Annotated in this window: 15 protein-coding genes; 10 read left to right on the forward strand and 5 right to left on the reverse strand. The window is 64.8% G+C overall.

What is annotated here, in order from left to right; genetic code table 11:
• Nucleotides 1-51: 51 nt before the first annotated feature.
• The 10 genes from ACI0FO_RS03185 (at nt 52) to ACI0FO_RS03230 (ending at nt 9497) form a co-directional block, all read left to right on the forward strand.
• Nucleotides 52-1083, forward strand: a complete 1032-nt coding sequence (locus tag ACI0FO_RS03185) for an RluA family pseudouridine synthase (RefSeq protein ID WP_416024061.1) — start codon at nt 52-54, stop codon at nt 1081-1083.
• Entirely contained in the window at nt 1071-1835 is a 765-nt protein-coding gene (gene pgeF, locus ACI0FO_RS03190; protein WP_416024063.1) for a peptidoglycan editing factor PgeF, read from the forward strand. The genes ACI0FO_RS03185 and pgeF overlap by 13 nt, the downstream gene beginning before the upstream one ends.
• Nucleotides 1836-1958: 123 nt before the next feature.
• Nucleotides 1959-3596: a class I poly(R)-hydroxyalkanoic acid synthase gene (phaC, locus tag ACI0FO_RS03195; protein ID WP_416024065.1), complete on the forward strand. Its 1638-nt coding sequence runs from the start codon at nt 1959-1961 to the stop codon at nt 3594-3596.
• A gap of 77 nt (nt 3597-3673) precedes the next feature.
• Nucleotides 3674-4411 (forward strand): acetoacetyl-CoA reductase, encoded by a 738-nt coding sequence (phbB, locus tag ACI0FO_RS03200; RefSeq protein ID WP_105555001.1) that lies wholly within the window; start codon nt 3674-3676, stop codon nt 4409-4411.
• Between the two features lie 120 nt (nt 4412-4531).
• A complete protein-coding gene (phaR, locus tag ACI0FO_RS03205) occupies nt 4532-5101 on the forward strand; it encodes a polyhydroxyalkanoate synthesis repressor PhaR (RefSeq protein WP_006222902.1) in 570 nt (189 codons plus the stop codon).
• Nucleotides 5102-5343: 242 nt separating this feature from the next.
• A complete protein-coding gene (locus tag ACI0FO_RS03210) occupies nt 5344-5880 on the forward strand; it encodes an iron transporter (RefSeq protein WP_416024068.1) in 537 nt (178 codons plus the stop codon).
• A gap of 2 nt (nt 5881-5882) precedes the next feature.
• Nucleotides 5883-6236 carry a cupredoxin domain-containing protein gene (locus ACI0FO_RS03215; RefSeq protein ID WP_416024070.1) on the forward strand — a complete coding sequence of 118 codons (354 nt, stop codon included), beginning with the start codon at nt 5883-5885 and terminating at the stop codon, nt 6234-6236.
• Between the two features lie 13 nt (nt 6237-6249).
• Nucleotides 6250-7101, forward strand: a complete 852-nt coding sequence (locus tag ACI0FO_RS03220) for an FTR1 family iron permease (protein WP_416024071.1) — start codon at nt 6250-6252, stop codon at nt 7099-7101.
• Nucleotides 7102-7140: 39 nt separating this feature from the next.
• On the forward strand, nt 7141-8538 hold the full coding sequence (locus ACI0FO_RS03225) for a 4Fe-4S binding protein (RefSeq protein ID WP_416024073.1): 1398 nt from the start codon (nt 7141-7143) through the stop codon (nt 8536-8538).
• An 86-nt stretch (nt 8539-8624) separates the two neighbouring features.
• A complete protein-coding gene (locus ACI0FO_RS03230) occupies nt 8625-9497 on the forward strand; it encodes a PhzF family phenazine biosynthesis protein (protein ID WP_416024075.1) in 873 nt (290 codons plus the stop codon).
• Between the two features lie 164 nt (nt 9498-9661).
• On the opposite strand, the gene ACI0FO_RS03235 is transcribed toward ACI0FO_RS03230, so the two are convergent.
• From ACI0FO_RS03235 to cphA (ACI0FO_RS03255), 5 genes are all read right to left on the reverse strand, one after another.
• Entirely contained in the window at nt 9662-10000 is a 339-nt protein-coding gene (locus tag ACI0FO_RS03235; protein WP_105554996.1) for a BON domain-containing protein, read from the reverse strand.
• A 98-nt stretch (nt 10001-10098) separates the two neighbouring features.
• Nucleotides 10099-10263 carry a DUF1328 domain-containing protein gene (locus ACI0FO_RS03240; RefSeq protein ID WP_006222909.1) on the reverse strand — a complete coding sequence of 55 codons (165 nt, stop codon included), beginning with the start codon at nt 10261-10263 and terminating at the stop codon, nt 10099-10101.
• 45 nt (nt 10264-10308) lie between these two features.
• Nucleotides 10309-10509 (reverse strand): CsbD family protein, encoded by a 201-nt coding sequence (locus ACI0FO_RS03245; RefSeq protein WP_008161759.1) that lies wholly within the window; start codon nt 10507-10509, stop codon nt 10309-10311.
• A gap of 644 nt (nt 10510-11153) precedes the next feature.
• The gene (cphA, locus tag ACI0FO_RS03250; protein WP_416024077.1) at nt 11154-13724 is read right to left on the reverse strand and encodes a cyanophycin synthetase; all 2571 of its coding nucleotides are present in this window, start codon (nt 13722-13724) and stop codon (nt 11154-11156) included.
• A 14-nt stretch (nt 13725-13738) separates the two neighbouring features.
• On the reverse strand, nt 13739-16354 hold the full coding sequence (gene cphA, locus ACI0FO_RS03255) for a cyanophycin synthetase (RefSeq protein ID WP_416024079.1): 2616 nt from the start codon (nt 16352-16354) through the stop codon (nt 13739-13741).
• Nucleotides 16355-16431: the final 77 nt, after the last annotated feature.

Below are 16431 nucleotides of genomic sequence, written 5' to 3' on the forward strand. Positions count from 1 at the left end.
GAATCGTATCCTTGGTGTTAGCATGGCAGGCTGATTATATGATTTGTCTCCATGTCTGATACAGCCGCCGGCACAGATCTCGTTTCCGACGATGAACTTCTGGGCCTTTCCGACGAAACCGGCGATGAAAACGCCGACGAAAACCCCAGTGGAAACCGGGGTGAATCGCAACTTGTAACCGTGCCTTCCACCGTGAAGGCCGACCGGCTGGACAAGGTGCTGGCCGGCTTGTTGCCCGACCATTCGCGCAGCCGCCTGCAAGGCTGGATCGAAGCCGGCAACGTACATGTCAATGGCGCGCCCGGCAAAATCCGTCAGACGGTCGGTCCGGGCGACGAGTTGCAAGTCTGGGCCCAGCCGGCGCCCGATGCGCGCGCCTTCACCCCTGAACCCGTTGAATTCGTCGTCGTGGCCGAAAGCCCCGAATGGATCGTGGTGAACAAGCCCGCTGGCCTGGTCACGCATCCCGGCGCGGGCAACTGGAGCGGCACGCTGCTTAACGGCTTGCTGTACCGCTTTCCGGAATTGGCGTCCGTGGCGCGTGCCGGCATCGTTCACAGACTGGACAAGGACACCTCCGGCCTGATGGTGGTCGCCCGCAACGAGCGCGCCCAGACGCATCTGGTGCGCCAGTTGCAGGCGCGCAGCATGGGCCGGGAATACGTGGCGCTGGCGCATGGCTGGGTCGCCGGCGCCGGCCGTGTCGAACGCGCCATTGGCCGCGATGCCCGCGTGCCGATCCGCATGAGCGTCGAGCGCCCGGTGGCCCCCAAGCCCGCCATTACCAATTACGCGCCCGCCCGCCGCGGGCAGGTGGATCCCGGCGGTCGTGTCACCGAAGTGGTGTGCCGCCTGGAAACCGGCCGCACCCACCAGATCCGCGTCCACATGGCCAGCCTGGGCCACCCGTTGCTGGCCGACACGATCTACGGCGGCAAGAATATCGCAGGCGCGCAGCGCCAGATGCTGCACGCCCGCGCGCTGCATTTCGACGACCCGGGCGGTAGCGGCGAGGTCCAGTTCGCCGCCGCGGTGCCCGAGGACATGACACAGGTCCAGGAAAACATCGCATGGAACGCGTGATCGCCAGCCTGCCTGTCGTCACGGGCCCGGAATGGGCTGGCGTGAGCTATTTCTGCACCACGCGCGCCGGTGGCGTGGGCGTGGCGCCGCACGACACCCTGAACCTGGGGCGCCGCGCGGGCGACGATCCCGACACCGTGGCCGAGAACCGGCGCCGGGTGCGCGCCGCCGTGCCGGCCGATCCGCTGTGGTTGCGCCAGGTGCATGGCAGCGACGTCGTGGACGCCGATGCCAACGCCGTGCCGGATGAACCCGCGGCAGACGCCAGCGTCACGTCGCAACCGGGCCGCGTGTTGGCCGTCATGGTGGCGGACTGCCTGCCGGTCGTCATCGCCGACGCCGACGGCAAGGTGCTGGGCGCGGCGCATGCCGGCTGGCGCGGTTTGTCAGGTGGCGTGCTTGAGCATACGTTGGCGGCCATGCGCGCCAAGGCGCCGGCGGCCACCGGCTGGCGCGCCTGGGTCGGCCCCGGCATCGGTCCGCAGGTTTTCGAAGTGGGGCAAGACGTGCTTGACGCCTTTACCCACGACGATCCCGCGACCGCCCGCTATTTCACGCCGCGCGCGGGCCTATCGGGAAAATGGCTGGCCGACCTCGCCGGATTGGCTGATTTCCGCTTGCGCCGCGCCGGCGTACAAGAGGTGTCCTTGAGCGGAATGTGCTCCGTGACCGAATCGGAACGCTTCTTTTCGTACCGGCGCGATGGTGAAACCGGACGCATGGCACTGCTGGCCTGGCTCCGCCCGGATTGATCTTGCGCAAGGGCTGTGCGCGGGCTTGCCGCCCGTCCCGATGGCCTCCTTGTATACCCGCATTGACAGTCCAGGACCCGGAATGCAACATCAATCGAGAAGTCTCGATAACAAGGTGTCGAAGTGAACGCCAATCTCTCCGCCGCAGGGCCCATACCGGTGAGCGTGGCACCGGAAATCCTGGCCGACATTCAGGCCGAATTCTCTCGCGAGTGGCAGCGCCTTTGTGACGACGCCCGACGCGGCGCGCTTGCGCCCTTGGACGACCGCCGTTTCGCCGGCGATGCCTGGGCCGCCAACGGTTCGCATCTGCTGCTGGCGCACACCTATTTGCTGTCGGCCCGCGCCATGCAACGCATGGTCGACGCGGCCCAGGTCAGCGAGCCCATGCGCGAGCGCCTGCGTTTCTCCATCATGCAATGGGTTGACGCGCTGTCGCCGTCGAACTTCCTGGCGCTGAACCCGGACGCCCAGCAGTCCATCGTGGAAAGCGCCGGACGCGCCTTGAACGAAGGGCTGGCCAACCTGCTGGGCGACGTCAAGAAAGGCCGCATCACCCAGACTGACGAATCGCAGTTCGAGATCGGCCGCAACGTGGCGGTGACGCCCGGCGAAGTGGTGTTCGAGAACACGCTGTTCCAACTGATCCAGTACGCGCCGTCGACTGCCACCGTGCACGAATTGCCTCTGGTGATCGTGCCGCCGAATATCAACAAGTTCTACATCCTGGATTTGCAGCCCGAGAATTCCTTCGTGCGCCATGCGGTCGAGCAGGGCTACACGGTATTCCTGGTTTCGTGGCGCAATCCCGTTGCCAGCGATACCGATGGCGTGGACCGCGCCACCTGGTCCGACTACCTGGACGACGCGGTGTTGCAGGCGCTGCGCGTGGCCAGCGACATCACCAAGCAGCCCAAGGTCAATGCCCTGGGCTTCTGCGTGGGCGGCACGATGCTGGCGTCCGCGCTGGCGTTGGCCGAGGCTCGCGGCGAACAGCCCGTGGCGTCGCTGACGCTGCTGACCTCGCTGCTGGATTTCCACGAAACCGGCATTTTGAAAGTCTTCGTCGACGAAGCGCATGCGCTGCTGCGCGACCACCAATTGGGTAACGGCGGGCTGATGCCCGGGCGCGACCTGGCCACCACGTTCTCGTTCCTGCGGCCCAACGAGCTGGTCTGGAACTATGTGGTGGGCAACTACCTGAAGGGCCAGAAGCCGCCAGCGTTCGATCTGCTCTTCTGGAATGGCGACAGCACCAATCTGCCCGGGCCGTTCTTCTCGTGGTACTTCCGCAATACCTACCTTGAGAACAATCTGAAAGTGCCGGGCCGCGCGCAAGCCGCCGGCCTGCCGCTGGACCTGACGCGCCTGACGATGCCGGCGTATATATTCGGTTCACGCGAAGACCACATCGTGCCTTGGGTGTCGGCCTATGCGTCCACGCAGTTGCTGCGCGGTCCGCAACGCTTTGTGCTTGGGGCCTCGGGCCACATCGCCGGCGTGGTGAACCCGCCCGCCAAGAAGCGCCGCAGCTACTGGGTGGCGGACACGCTGGGGCACACGGGACACGACATGCCCGGCGACCCTAACGCCTGGTTCGCGCAGGCCACTGAAAACGCGGGCAGCTGGTGGCCCGACTGGACGCAATGGCTGTCGGGACACGCGGGCAAGCAGGTCAAGGCGCGTACAAAATTAGGCAATGCCAAGTACCGGCCGATCGAGCCGGCGCCTGGCAGGTATGTAAAGGTCCGGGCTGCCTGAAGCCGCCATGCGCGGTTCACCCAGGCCAATAAGAAAGTTAATCAACGAGGCGTCCGTCGCACACAGGAGGAAGTCCAATGAGCGGAAAACTGGCTTACGTAACAGGCGGGATGGGCGGTATCGGCACCTCTATTTGCCAGCGCTTGGCCAAGGATGGCTTTCGCGTGGTGGCAGGTTGCGGCCCAAGCCGCAATTACCAGCAATGGCTGGATGAGCAGGCAGCGCAGGGCTACACGTTCTATGCCTCGGTGGGCAACGTGTCCGACTGGGAATCAACGGTAGCGGCCTTTGAGCGGGTCACGGCCGACATGGGGCCGGTCGATGTGCTGGTCAATAATGCGGGCATCACGCGCGACGGTCTGTTCCGCAAAATGACCGCGGACGATTGGCGCGCGGTCATCGATACCAACTTGAACAGTCTGTTCAATGTGACCAAACAGGTCATCGAAGGCATGGTCGAGCGTCAGTGGGGCCGCATCATCAACATCAGCTCGGTGAATGGGCAGAAGGGCCAGTTCGGCCAAACGAACTATTCCACGGCGAAGGCGGGCATTCACGGCTTCACCATGGCGTTGGCTCAGGAAGTCGCCAGCAAGGGCGTCACGGTCAACACGATTTCGCCGGGCTACATCGGCACGGACATGGTTCGCGCCATCCGCCCCGAAGTGCTCGAAAAAATCGTGGCCACCATTCCGGTTCGCCGCCTGGGCACGCCCGAGGAAATCGCGTCCATGACCTCGTGGCTGGCCTCGGACGAATCGGGCTTTTCGACCGGCGCGGATTTCTCGCTCAACGGCGGCCTCCACATGGGCTAATGTTGGGCAGCGGGCCGCCACCGGCGGCTCCAGGCGTCGGAAGGCCTCGGGGACAGGGCCTTCCGGCATTACACTCCACCTTATCCGAAGTCTTAGAGATCGCCCGATCCGGGGACACACATGACGCAAGCACAAACCGGCGCCAGCCTGCGCCTGATTAAAAAATACCCCAACCGTCGCCTATACGACACCCGGACCAGCACCTACATCACTCTGGCAGATGTCAAGCAACTGGTCCTGGCCAACGAAGAATTCCAGGTGGTCGACGCCAAGAGCGGCGAAGACCTGACGCGCAGCATCCTTCTGCAAATCATCCTGGAAGAGGAAAGCGGCGGCATGCCGATGTTCTCGTCGAACATGCTGTCGCAGATCATCCGTTTCTACGGCCACGCCATGCAGGGCATCATGGGTTCTTACCTTGAGAAGAACATCCAGGCCTTCATGGAAATCCAGACGCGCATGGCCGAGCAATCCAAAGGCCTGTACGGCAGTCAATTCGGGCCCGAAGCCTGGACCCAGTTCATGAACGTGCAGACGCCCATGCTGCAGAACATGATGAATAACTACATCGACCAGAGCAAGAACCTGTTCGTGCAGATGCAGGACCAAATGCAGGACCAGACGCGCGCGATGTTCTCGACATTCCCGTTCACGCCCGGCAGCACGCCGCCGGGTTCGGGCCGCAAGTAATCGCCGCAAGCGGGCGGGCCGAGGCCCTTACCCGTTGATCCAGAAGCCGGTAGGGCGTTAGCCTGACCGGCTTTTTTGTTGCCTGGGCTGGTCCTGGCGCCCTTTGACTGAACGCAATAATCCGCGCTTTTTCTGCCCCTGAGGTTCAGGGATATGTCAGTTTTTTTGGTTACATTAATGAAAACGGTTCTTGTTTAGTTTTATCGGAACCGCCATTCATTTGTGTCTCAAGGATTATGCACATGATCAAGAAAGCCTTGGCGCTGGCCATCGTCGCTCTGAGCGTGTCCGCCGCGCAAGCGGCCGAATACCCCATCGGCAAGCCGGTTGAGAAGGGCGGCATGGAAATCGGCGCGGTCTATCTGCAGCCGATCGAAATGGACCCGCCCGGGATGATGCGTCCCGCCAAGGATTCCGACGTGCACCTCGAGGCCGATATCCATGCCACCGCCGGCAACAAGACGGGCTTCCCCGAAGGCGAATGGGTGCCCTACCTGGTCGTGAATTTCGAGATCCAGAAGGTCGGCAGCCAGAACGTGCAGAAGGGCACCTTCATGCCCATGGTCGCTAACGACGGTCCCCACTATGGCGACAACGTCAAGCTGGAAGGGCCGGGCAAGTACAAGCTGAAGTACTCGATCCTGCCGCCGTCTGAAAACGAGATGGCCCACTTCGGCCGCCACGTCGACAAGGAAACCGGCGTGGGCCCGTGGTTCGAACCGTTCGAGCTGGAGTACGAATTCGTCTACGCCGGCACCGGCAAGAAAGGCGGATATTGATCGTGCGCCGCCTGCATCGCGTTGCTGCCGCCGTGCTGATCGGCCTGGCCGCATTTGCCGGCATGGCGCCCGCGCAGGCGGACGAACTGCCGACGTTCACGCTGCGGTTCAAGCCGGACGGCACCTTCGAGCCGGCGACGCTTGAAGTGCCCGCCGGCCGTTTCAAGATCGAGCTCATCAACGAGAGCAACGAGCCGGTGGAATTCGAGAGCATTCCGCTGCGCAAGGAAAAAGTGTTGGGCCCGGGGGTGAAATCCTTCGTGGTAATCACCATTTCCCGTCCCGGCGAGTATCCCTTCTTTGATGACTTTCACCAGAGCGTGAAAGGCACCCTGGTCGTCAAGCCCAAGGAATAAGCGGTAGCAAACCATGGAACAGGTCCTTTTTATCGTCTGGCGTGAAAGCGTCGAAGCCATGCTGGTGGTGGGCATTTTGTACACCTGGCTGCGCTCAACGCCCGAAGGCAAGCGTGGGCTGAACTATCTGTGGGGCGGCGTCGCGGCCGGCCTGGGGCTGGCCGTCGCGCTGGCGCTGGTGCTGCTGGGCGTGTCGTCCTGGCTTAGCGACGAGGGCCAGGAATGGTTCCAGGCCATCATGTCGCTGGCGGCCTGCGCGCTGGTCGTGCAGATGGTGGTGTGGATGAAGAAACATGGCCGCACGCTGAAAGGCGAATTGGAAAGCGGGGCGCGCAGTTCCGTCGCCAACGACAACTGGTGGGGGCTGTTCGTGCTGGTGGCCATCGCCGTGGCGCGTGAAGGCAGCGAAACCGTGGTGTTCCTGTACGGCACCGTGTCGGCGGGCGAAGGCGGCAGCGACATGCTGATGCTGGCGCTGGCTGGCGTCGCGGGCTTCGCGGTGGCCTTGCTGACGTTCTGGCTGCTGCAACTGGGCGGCAAGTTGATTACCTGGCGCCGCTTTTTCCGCGTCACCGAAATCCTGCTGCTGCTGTTGGCGGGTTCGCTGCTGGTCGGCGGCCTGGACCACTTGATTTCGCTGGATGTGCTGCCGACCATCGTCGACCCGGTCTGGGACAGCTCGTGGCTCTTGAGCGACAGCACCGGTTTTGGCAAGGTCCTGGCCGACTTCGCCGGCTACCGCGCGCTGCCGGCACTGATCTCGGTCTTGCTGTGGGTGGCTTACTGGATCGTGGTCTGGGCGCTGCTGCGCTGGGTGGGCAACAAGTCCGCTCGCGCCCCGGTGGCCGCCCCGCGCGCATCCTGATTCCGACGTGATGCCGGACTGAACAATGAAGGTGTGAACATGGCTGCTGTACTCGGGAGGGTGACCTCCCGGATCGCCGATTTTCTCCGTGACCATGCCCCGCTGTTGCGCAAGCTGCAGTGGGGCATTGTCGCGTTATACGCGTTTCTTCTGATCGTGCCCGCGATCCTGCCTTTGCCGGACAATACGGCATCGGTCTTCAACAACCTGACGATCGTCGCGCAGTTTGCCTTCTGGGGCGTCTGGTGGCCGTTCGTGCTGATCTCGATGCCTATCCTGGGCCGCGCCTGGTGTGGTTGGCTCTGCCCCGAAGGCATGCTGACCGAATGGGCCAGCGAACGCGGGCAGGGCCGCGCGATTCCCAAATGGATGCGCTGGGGCGGCTGGCCGTTCGTGGCCTTTGCCCTGACGACGGTCTACGGCCAGTTGGTCAGCGTGTACCAATATCCGCTGGCGGTGCTGGCCGTGCTGGGCGGGTCCACCGTCGCCGCCATGATCGTCGGCTGGCGCTATGGCCGCAGCAAGCGGGTGTGGTGCAAGTACCTGTGCCCCGTCAACGGCGTGTTCAACCTGCTGGCCAAGTTGGCGCCGTGGCACTTCAAGGTCGATGAAGAGAAGTGGCGCCATCCGGTCATCCGGATCGAACCCATCAACTGCGCGCCGCTGGTGCCGCTGCGCCATATGAAGGGCGCGGGCGATTGCCATGTTTGCGGACGCTGCAGCGGCTATCGCGGCGCGATCGCATTGACCCCGCGTTCGCCCGAAGAAGAAATCGTGCACGTCGCGGACGGCGACGCGTGGCAGACCGCGTTGTTGTGTTTCGGGTTGATGGGCATCGCGATCGGCGCGTTCCTCTGGAGCGCCAGCCCCTGGTACGTGACCGCCAAGCAATGGGCTGCCACCTGGCTGGTGGAACACGACATCATGTGGCCGCTGATGGACAACGCGCCCTGGTTCATCCTGACGCATTATCCGGACGTGAACGACAGCTTCTCGTGGCTGGATGGCGCGGGCATCTTGCTGTTCGTCGTCGGCGCCACGGTCATCGTCGGCGGCGCAAGTTTCCTGTCGCTCTGGATCGCCGACCGCCTGGCGCCCGCCGCGCAACAACCGGGGGCGCCCATCACGCGCTGGATCCGTCCCGGCGTGCACAAATTGGCGCAGGGCCTGATTCCGGCGGCTGGCATCGGCGTGTTCCTGGGGCTGTCCGCCACCACGGTCAACCTGCTCAAGCACGAAGGCGTGCAGGCTGCCTGGGCCGGTCCGGTGCGCTTTACGTTGCTGACCCTGGCGGTGTTGTGGACCTTGCGGCTGTTCGCGCGGTTGCTGACGCAGCGTCAGTCCCAAGGATGGCGCAAGGCCGCCGCGTGGCTCGTACTGGCGGCAGGCCTGGCGCCGTTCTGCATGGCGTGGGTGTTTTTCTTTGCGATCTGGTAAGAACGGCTTGATGGCCTGACGCGGGGCGCTGCGATACATTGGAAGCCCCGCCGGACCGGCCGGCAGCCTTCTTCCAGACGTTTTTCATGACTTCCTACGCGTTTCGCCTGCTTAACGTTTTCGCATCCACCACTTTCAGCGGCAACCCGCTTTGCGTGTTCGAAGACGCGCGCGGCATGGACGACGCCACCATGCTGAACCTGGCCGCGCAGTTCAATCTTTCCGAAACCACCTTCATTTTGCCGTCGGACCGCGCGGATGCGCGCGTGCGCATTTTCACGCCCGGCTACGAAATGAAGTTCGCCGGGCACCCTACCATCGGCACCTCGCAAGTGGTGCGCGACCTGCGTAACACCGGCGACGCGCTGACGCTTGAGTTCAAAGCCGGCGTCGTGCCGGTGCAAGCTCGCGGCGACGCCTGGACCTTCACCGCGCCATGCCCCGATGGCGTGCGCACGGCGCCGCCGGAACTGGACCGCGCCGAGATCGCCGGCCTGGTTGGCCTGGATGCCGATGACCTGCTGGGCGATCCGATCTGGGTAGATACCGGCGCGGACCAATTGCTGGTGCCGCTGGCTAGCGTCGAGGCCGTGCGCCGCGCGGCGCCCGACGCCTCGAAACTACACCGCTGGCAGACCAGCAGCCTGGGCCGCAAGACGCTGTATGTGTTCGCCTTCGACGAAGGCCGCGTGCAGGACGAGCGTCAGGTGGTGGTGGCCCGCTACTTCTTCGCCAAGGCGGGGGGCGGCGTGGACGAGGATGCGGGCACGGGGTCGGCTTGCGCCAACCTGGGCGGCTGGCTGGTCCACCAAAAACGCGCGCTGCCTGCCAGCATCCTGGTCGAGCAGGGCGACCAGATGGGCCGGCCGTGCCGATTGATGCTGGACGTGCTGGCCGATGGCCGCATCCAGGTCGGCGGCCGCGCGCTCGAGATCGGCCGGGGTTCGATCACCCTCTAAGGCTTGCGTGCCGAACACATGCGTGCCGAACTGGAGCCGGCGCGCCGATCCGGCATTCCGAACCGGACGACCCGTACAAAAACGCACGCCAAAACAAAAGCGGCGCCTGTGTCGTACACAGGCGCCGCAGGCTCTCTAGGTCTCAGTCGGAAACGATGTCGGCCTTACCGCTTGTTCTTGGCGGGGTCGACCTTGATGTTGTTCATGACCTGCTTGACGCCTTCCACTCCGCGCGTCACGGTGGCGGCATGGTCGGCCTCGGCGGACGTGCCTACCGTGCCGGTCAGCGTGGCGACGCCGTTATTGGTCTCCACCGCGATGTCCAGCGCGCTCAGTTGCTTGTCGGCGACGAAGGCGGCCTTGATCTTCGTGGTCACGGTGGCATCGGAAGCGTATTCGCCCACGGATTGCTTGGGCTTGCCATCGTCGGCCGCAAAAGCCATGGAAGTAAAGACAGCGCCTGTTCCCAGTGCGGCGGCGGCGATCAGCTTACGAATTTCCATAGTTGTGCTCCTTAAAACTGGGTGTTCGGCGCGTCGCCCCGGGGACGACGCGGCATTGCAGAACTCTTTCGGGTACGCGTTCTATCTATCAACGTGCCCTATTTTTTTCGCAGGGCGCCGCTCAGGATGGACAAGAGCGCCAGCACCAGGAAGACGAAGAACAGGACCTTGGCGATACCCGCGGCGCCAGCGGCAATGCCGCCGAAGCCGAGAACCGCCGCGATGATCGCGATGACGAAGAAAACAACGGCGTAGTGCAACATGTCAGCTTCTCCAGTAGTTTCGACCGATCAAGGCGGTGAGCGAATTCAGGGATTACGGTCGAAGAAATCCCGGACTTCCTTTTGCGCTTCTTCCTTGGTCTTGCCGTAACGTTCCTGGATCAGGCCAGCCAGGCGTTCGGCATTGCCTTCGGTACGGGTCAACTCGTCGTCGGTGAGTTCACCCCAGGCCGCTTTGGCCTTGCCGGTCAGTTGCTTCCACTTGCCGGCGATGATGTCGTTATTCATGGTGACCTCTCTTTATCTGCGTGCGACACAAGGCTTATGGCCTATAAGTCCTGCAATCGCGGTTGAGTTGGACACTGATCAGCTAGCCTTTACCCTACGAGTCCCGCCTTGGGGCTGTCAAACCCGGCTGTGGACAAATGTAACGGGGCAAGCCGCGAGATCCGGGCCATTCTCCGACGGGCAGAGAGCGCAGGCGCACTAGATGGGGTAGTTACATTTCCGCAATGTCTTGTCCCCTTTTGATCGGGGCTGGTAACGGGAGGTGCGGCCTGGCTCGGCGCGGCTGCGCTGGCTGTCGTGGACGTGCCCCGGTATAGTCGTGGCGGAACCCGCCGAGCGGTTCATCAACAGGAAAGGGAGAGGGGCACGCATGACGCAACGACTTTGCAGCGCTATCTTGCTGACGCTGGCCGCCATGGCAGCCGTGGGGTGCACCCACGTGACGGACAGGTACCAGGCGACGGCGCCTGTCGAGGCGTCCCGCGGCTGACGCGGCGGGGCTTGGCAAGGGCGGTCGGGCGGTCGCGCGGCGGGCACGACGGTCGCGCGAAGACGGCCAACCGCCGGGCAAGAAAACGGGGCGCCAGGGCGCCCCGTTTGTATGGCCGCAGGCATGGCCGCAATGGCCATGGATGCGGGGGCGATCAGCCCTCGGCGATGCGACGGGCGATGTGGTCCAGCGCCGCTTCCACTTGGTCGACCAGGATCAGGCACAGATCGCCGGCCGCCAAGCGTCCCAGCGCTGTATCAATCGCCAGGAACTCGCCGTGTATCTCTTCGATGTGCGTCGTGCGCGGCGCGCCGACCAGGCCTTCCTGCAGCAACGCCAGCACTTCCCCGTCGGCGCGGCCGCGTTGGCATTGGTCTTGATACAGCAGCACGTCGTCGAATGCGGCCCCCAGGATCTCGGTTTGCATACGGATGTCTTCATCGCGGCGGTCGCCCGCCCCGCTGATGACGACCGAGCGGCGCTTGGCGGGCATGGCGTCCACCGCGCGCACCAGCGCGAGGATCGCGTCGGGATTATGGCCATAGTCCGCGATCACCGTGGCGCCGCGGTGGTCGAACACATTGAAGCGTCCAGGCGCGGTCTGGGCATCGTTTACAAAGGTGGCCAGGCCGCGGCGGATGATGTCCCAGTCCAGATTCAGCGCCCAGGCGGCGGCAATCGACGCCATCGCGTTTTCAACCTGGAACGTGATCGTGCCGTTGCGCGTGAGGGGGATGTCGCATAGCGGCAGGCGGACCTCGTCGGCGCCGTGCGCCGCGACGATCGCATCGCCGTCGCGGTAGACCGCGCGCAGGCCCTGCGCACGGTGGGTGGCCAACACGGGGTGATTGCGGTCTTCGGCGAAATAGGTGATTGAACCCGGGCAGCTCGCGGCCATGTCGGCCACGATGGGGTCGGCGGCGTTCAGCACCGCCGTGCCCGATGGGTGCACGTGTTGCACGATCACGCGCTTGACCACGGCCAGGTCTTCCACCGTGCTGATGTAGCCCAGGCCCAGGTGATCGCCCATGCCGATGTTGGTGACGATGGCCACGTTGCAGCGGTCGAAAGCCAGGCCTTCGCGCAGAATGCCGCCCCGCGCCGTTTCGAACACGGCGGCGTCCACGTCGGGGTGCATGAGCACGCTGCGGGCGCTGCGCGGGCCGCTGCAGTCGCCAGTGTCGATGCGCAGGTTGTCCACGTAGACGCCGTCGGAATTGGTCATGCCGACGCGGTTGCCGGCCGCGCCCAGCAGGTGGGCGGTCAGGCGCACCGTGGTCGTCTTGCCGTTGGTGCCGGCAACGGCCACCACCGGGATGCGGCCGTCGTCGCCATCGGCGTACATGTTCGCGATGATGGCTTCGCCCACCGCACGGCCCTTGCCGAACGACGGGTTCAAGTGCATGCGCAGCCCGGGGGCGGCGTTCACTTCCACCACGCCGCCATGTTGTTCTTCCAAGGGGTACTGCACGCTCTCGGCCACGACGTCCACGCCGCAGATGTCCAGGCCGATCATGCGGGCCGCGGACACCGCGCGCGCCGCCATTTCGGGATGCACTTCATCGGTCACGTCGGTGGCCGATCCGCCGGTACTGAGGTTGGCGTTGTTGCGCAGGAAGATCAGCGTGCCCGGAGGCGGCACGGAATCGGCGTCGAACCCTTGCTTCTTCAGCGTTGCCAGCGCGATGTCGTCAAACCGGATCTTGGTCAGCGACGTGGCGTGGCCATCGCCGCGCAAGGGGTCGGCATTGACCTGTTCCACCAGTTCGCGGATGGTGTGCTGGCCGTCGCCCGTCACTTGGGGCGGATCGCGGCGCGATGCCGCGACCAGCGCGCCGCCCACCACCAGCAGGCGGAAATCGTGGCCGGGGATGTAGCGTTCGACAATTACTTCCGAGCTGATCTCTTCGGCCACTTCGAATGCCTGGATCACGCGCTCGCGCGTTTCGATGTTCACGGCCACGCCGCGCCCCTGGCTGCCGTCGCGCGGTTTGACGACCACGGGGCCGTCAAGCTCTTGTGCGGCGGCCCAGGCTTCTTCGGCGGATGTCACGGAACGGCCCATCGGCACCGGCACGCCGGCGGCGTCCAGCAGCATCTTGGTCAGGTCCTTGTCCTGCGCGATCGATTCGGAGATGGCGCTGGTCCGATCGGTTTCGGCGGCCTGGATGCGGCGTTGCTTGCTGCCCCAGCCGAACTGCACCATGCTGCCTTGGGTCAGGCGGCGGTAGGGAATGTTGCGGGCAACGGCGGCGTTCACGATGGAACCCGTGCTGGGTCCCAGGCGCACGTCTTCGTCCAGATCCCGCAGGCGCTTGAGCGCATCGGCGAAGTCGAACGGGGTGTCGTCCAGCGCGGCGCGGACCAGCGCTTGCGCCAGCTCCATTGCCAGCTTGCCGACTTCCTCTTCGCTGTATTCGACCACTACCTGGAACACGCCGGGTTCGATCGTGGAGGAGGTGCGGCCGAAGGTGACGGGGCAGCCGGCGTGCGCCTGCATCGTCAGTGCGACGATCTGCAAGACGTGGGCGATCGACACGGCATCTTGATGGCCCTCCGGGCGCATCAGGCCGGTCTGCGGCAGCCGCGCGCGCAGGCGGGCTTCGAACTCGGGCAGGTTGTCGATGGAGCACTCGGCGTCGGCGCAGGAAACGATGGCCTCGATCGCGGTGTTCTTGCTCCACAGATTGGGGCCGCGCAGAGCTCGGATACGGGAAACTTCCATGGCAGGTATTCCTGTCAGTATTGTTGAATCCAGCGGCGGACCAGATCGATGGTGGGGCCGGAGAATGCTTCGTCGGACTGCAGCAGGGCGAAGTCGCCAGCCGCAATGCCGTTCAGCACGCTCTCGATGGCCTTGCCATGGTCGGGCTCGTCCTGGATGTCTTTCACGCGGCTGCCTTGCGACAGGCCCTGGCGCAGCAGCGCGCGCGCCTGGCCCTCTGGGCGCTTGCTATTGACCGTCTTGTCGTCGTAGAGCACGACGCGGTCGAACGCGTCGCCCAGCAGGCGGCCCTGTTCGATCAGGTCTGCGTCGCGCCGGTCGGCGCCGGCGGAATAGACCACGGCGCGGGTCGCCGACGGGAACTGGTCGATGGCCTGGATCAGGGGGCGCAGCGCCGAGGCGTTGTGCACGTCGTCCACCACCACGGTGCCGCCGTTGCGTTCGAACAGCGTGAATTGCCACGGCGCGTCGGCCTGGTCGATGTCGAAGGTTTCGATGCCGGCGCGGATGAGTTCCACGGGGATGTCCAGCGCCCAGGCGGCGCCCACCGCGGCCAGCACGTTTTCAACCTGGAAGGCAACGCGGCCGCCATGCGTCAACGGGATCGCGGCCACGTCGGCCAGCCGTTCTTCGCGGGCGCCCAGGGCCAGGACGATGCTGCCGTCGCGGACGAACACCGCGCGGCCGTCCTGTTGCAAATGGGCGGCGATGGCGGGCAGGGCGGGGTCGATGCCGAAGAAGATCACGGCGCCGTCGCAGAGCTCGGCCATTTCCACCACGCGCGGGTCGCGTGCATTGAGCACCGCGGCGCCGGTGGGCAGTACCACGTCGACCTGCGTGCGGAACACATTGAACATGCGCTCCGTTTCATTGATGTCGAAGTCGCCCAGATGGTCGGCGTCGTCGATGTTGGTAACCACGCCGACCTGGCAGCGGTCATAGGCCAGGCCTTGGCCCAGGATGACGCCGCTGTCGTTTTCGATGACCGCGGCATCCACGTTGCGGTTCATCAGCAATCGGGTGCCCGACGTGAAGTCGGCGCGGTCGCCCTTTTGCACCAGACGGCGGTCCAGGTAGAGTCCTTCGCTGCAGGCCAGACCCGTGCGCTTGCCCGACAGGTGCAACAGGCGGGCCACCAGGCGCGCCACCACGGTCTTGCCGTTGGTGCCGGTGACGCCCACGATGGGGATGCGCCCGGCGTCGCCTTCGGGGAACAGGTGATCGACGATGGCGCGGCCCACCGGGCGCGGCGTGCCGTCGGCGGGTTTCAGGTGCATCAGCAAGCCCGGGCCGGCGTTGACTTCCACGATGGCGCCGCGCTGTTCCGCAAGCGGCCGGGAGATGTCTTCGGCCACCAGGTCGACGCCGGCGATGTCCAGGCCCACCACGCGGGCGGCCAGGGTCACGGTGGCGGCGATGCTGGGATGCACGCGGTCGGTCACGTCGAAGGCGACGTTGCCGCTGCGCTGCACCAGCACGCGCTGGCCCGCTTCGGGAACGCTGTCCTCGGACAAGCCCTGACGGGCAATTTCAAGGCGGGCGGCGGAATCCAGGCGCACCGGATTCAGGGGATGGTTTTCCGTGCGGCCGCGGCGGGGATCGGTGTTGATCTGGCTGTCGATCAGTTCGGTGATGGTGGACTTGCCGTCGCCCGTCACCCAGGCCAGTTCGCCAGCGGCGGCGGCCACCATGCGGTTGCCCACCACCAGCAGGCGGTGTTCGTTGCCCAGCACGAAGCGCTCTACGATGACGCCACTGCCTTCGTCCACCGCGACACGGTAGGCGGACACGACTTCGTCGCGGGTCGTCAGGTTGGTGAATACGCCGCGGCCATGGTTGCCGTCATAGGGCTTGACCACGACGGGCAGGCCGATGTCTTCGGCGGCTTCCCAGGCGTCGTCCTCGCTGCGTACCAGGCGGCCTTCCGGCACCGGCACGCCGCAGGTCGACAGCAGCTCTTTGGTCAGGTCCTTGTCGCGCGAGATCCCTTCGGCGATGGCGCTGGTGCGGTCGGTTTCGGCGGTCCAGATCCGGCGCTGGGCCGAACCGTAGCCGAACTGTACGAGGTTGCCCTCGAACAAGCGGATATAAGGGATGTCGCGGTCATCGGCGGCATCCACGATGCAGGCCGTACTGGGGCCCAGGCAATGCTTGTCCACCAGGCTGCGCAGGCGGGCAACGGTAGCGGGCACGTCGAACGGGCGGTCTTCGATGGCCGCCATGACCAGGTCGCGCGCCTCGTTCAGGGCGGTGCGGGTGACCTGCTCCTGCCAGGCGCGCACGACGACCTTGTAGACGCCGCGGGTCGAGGTTTCCCGGGCTTTGCCGAAACCGCCGCGCAATCCGGCCAGGTTTTGCAATTCCAGGGTGACATGTTCAAGAATGTGGCCGGGCCAGGTGCCTTCTTTCAGGCGGGCCAGGAAACCGCCGCGGACGCCGGGGCTGCAACGGTGCTCGATCAGGGTCGGCAGCCAGTTGGAGAGGCGCTCGTAAAACCCGGGAATGGTGTTGGACGGAAAGTCCTCCAGTTCACCAATATCCACCCATGCTTCCAGGACCGGGCGATACGTCCAAATGTTCGGGCCGCGCAAAGCCACGACATCGAGAAATTCAATGTCTTTCTTTTTCATGTTTTAATTTACTTGAGAAGCAGGTTGGCACGCGCGGACGCCCCTATGTAAGACCGCGAATTTATTGCGAATTTTTG

This window comes from Achromobacter marplatensis (genome assembly GCF_049060505.1).
Classification (GTDB): Bacteria; Pseudomonadota; Gammaproteobacteria; order Burkholderiales; family Burkholderiaceae_B; genus Achromobacter; species Achromobacter marplatensis_A.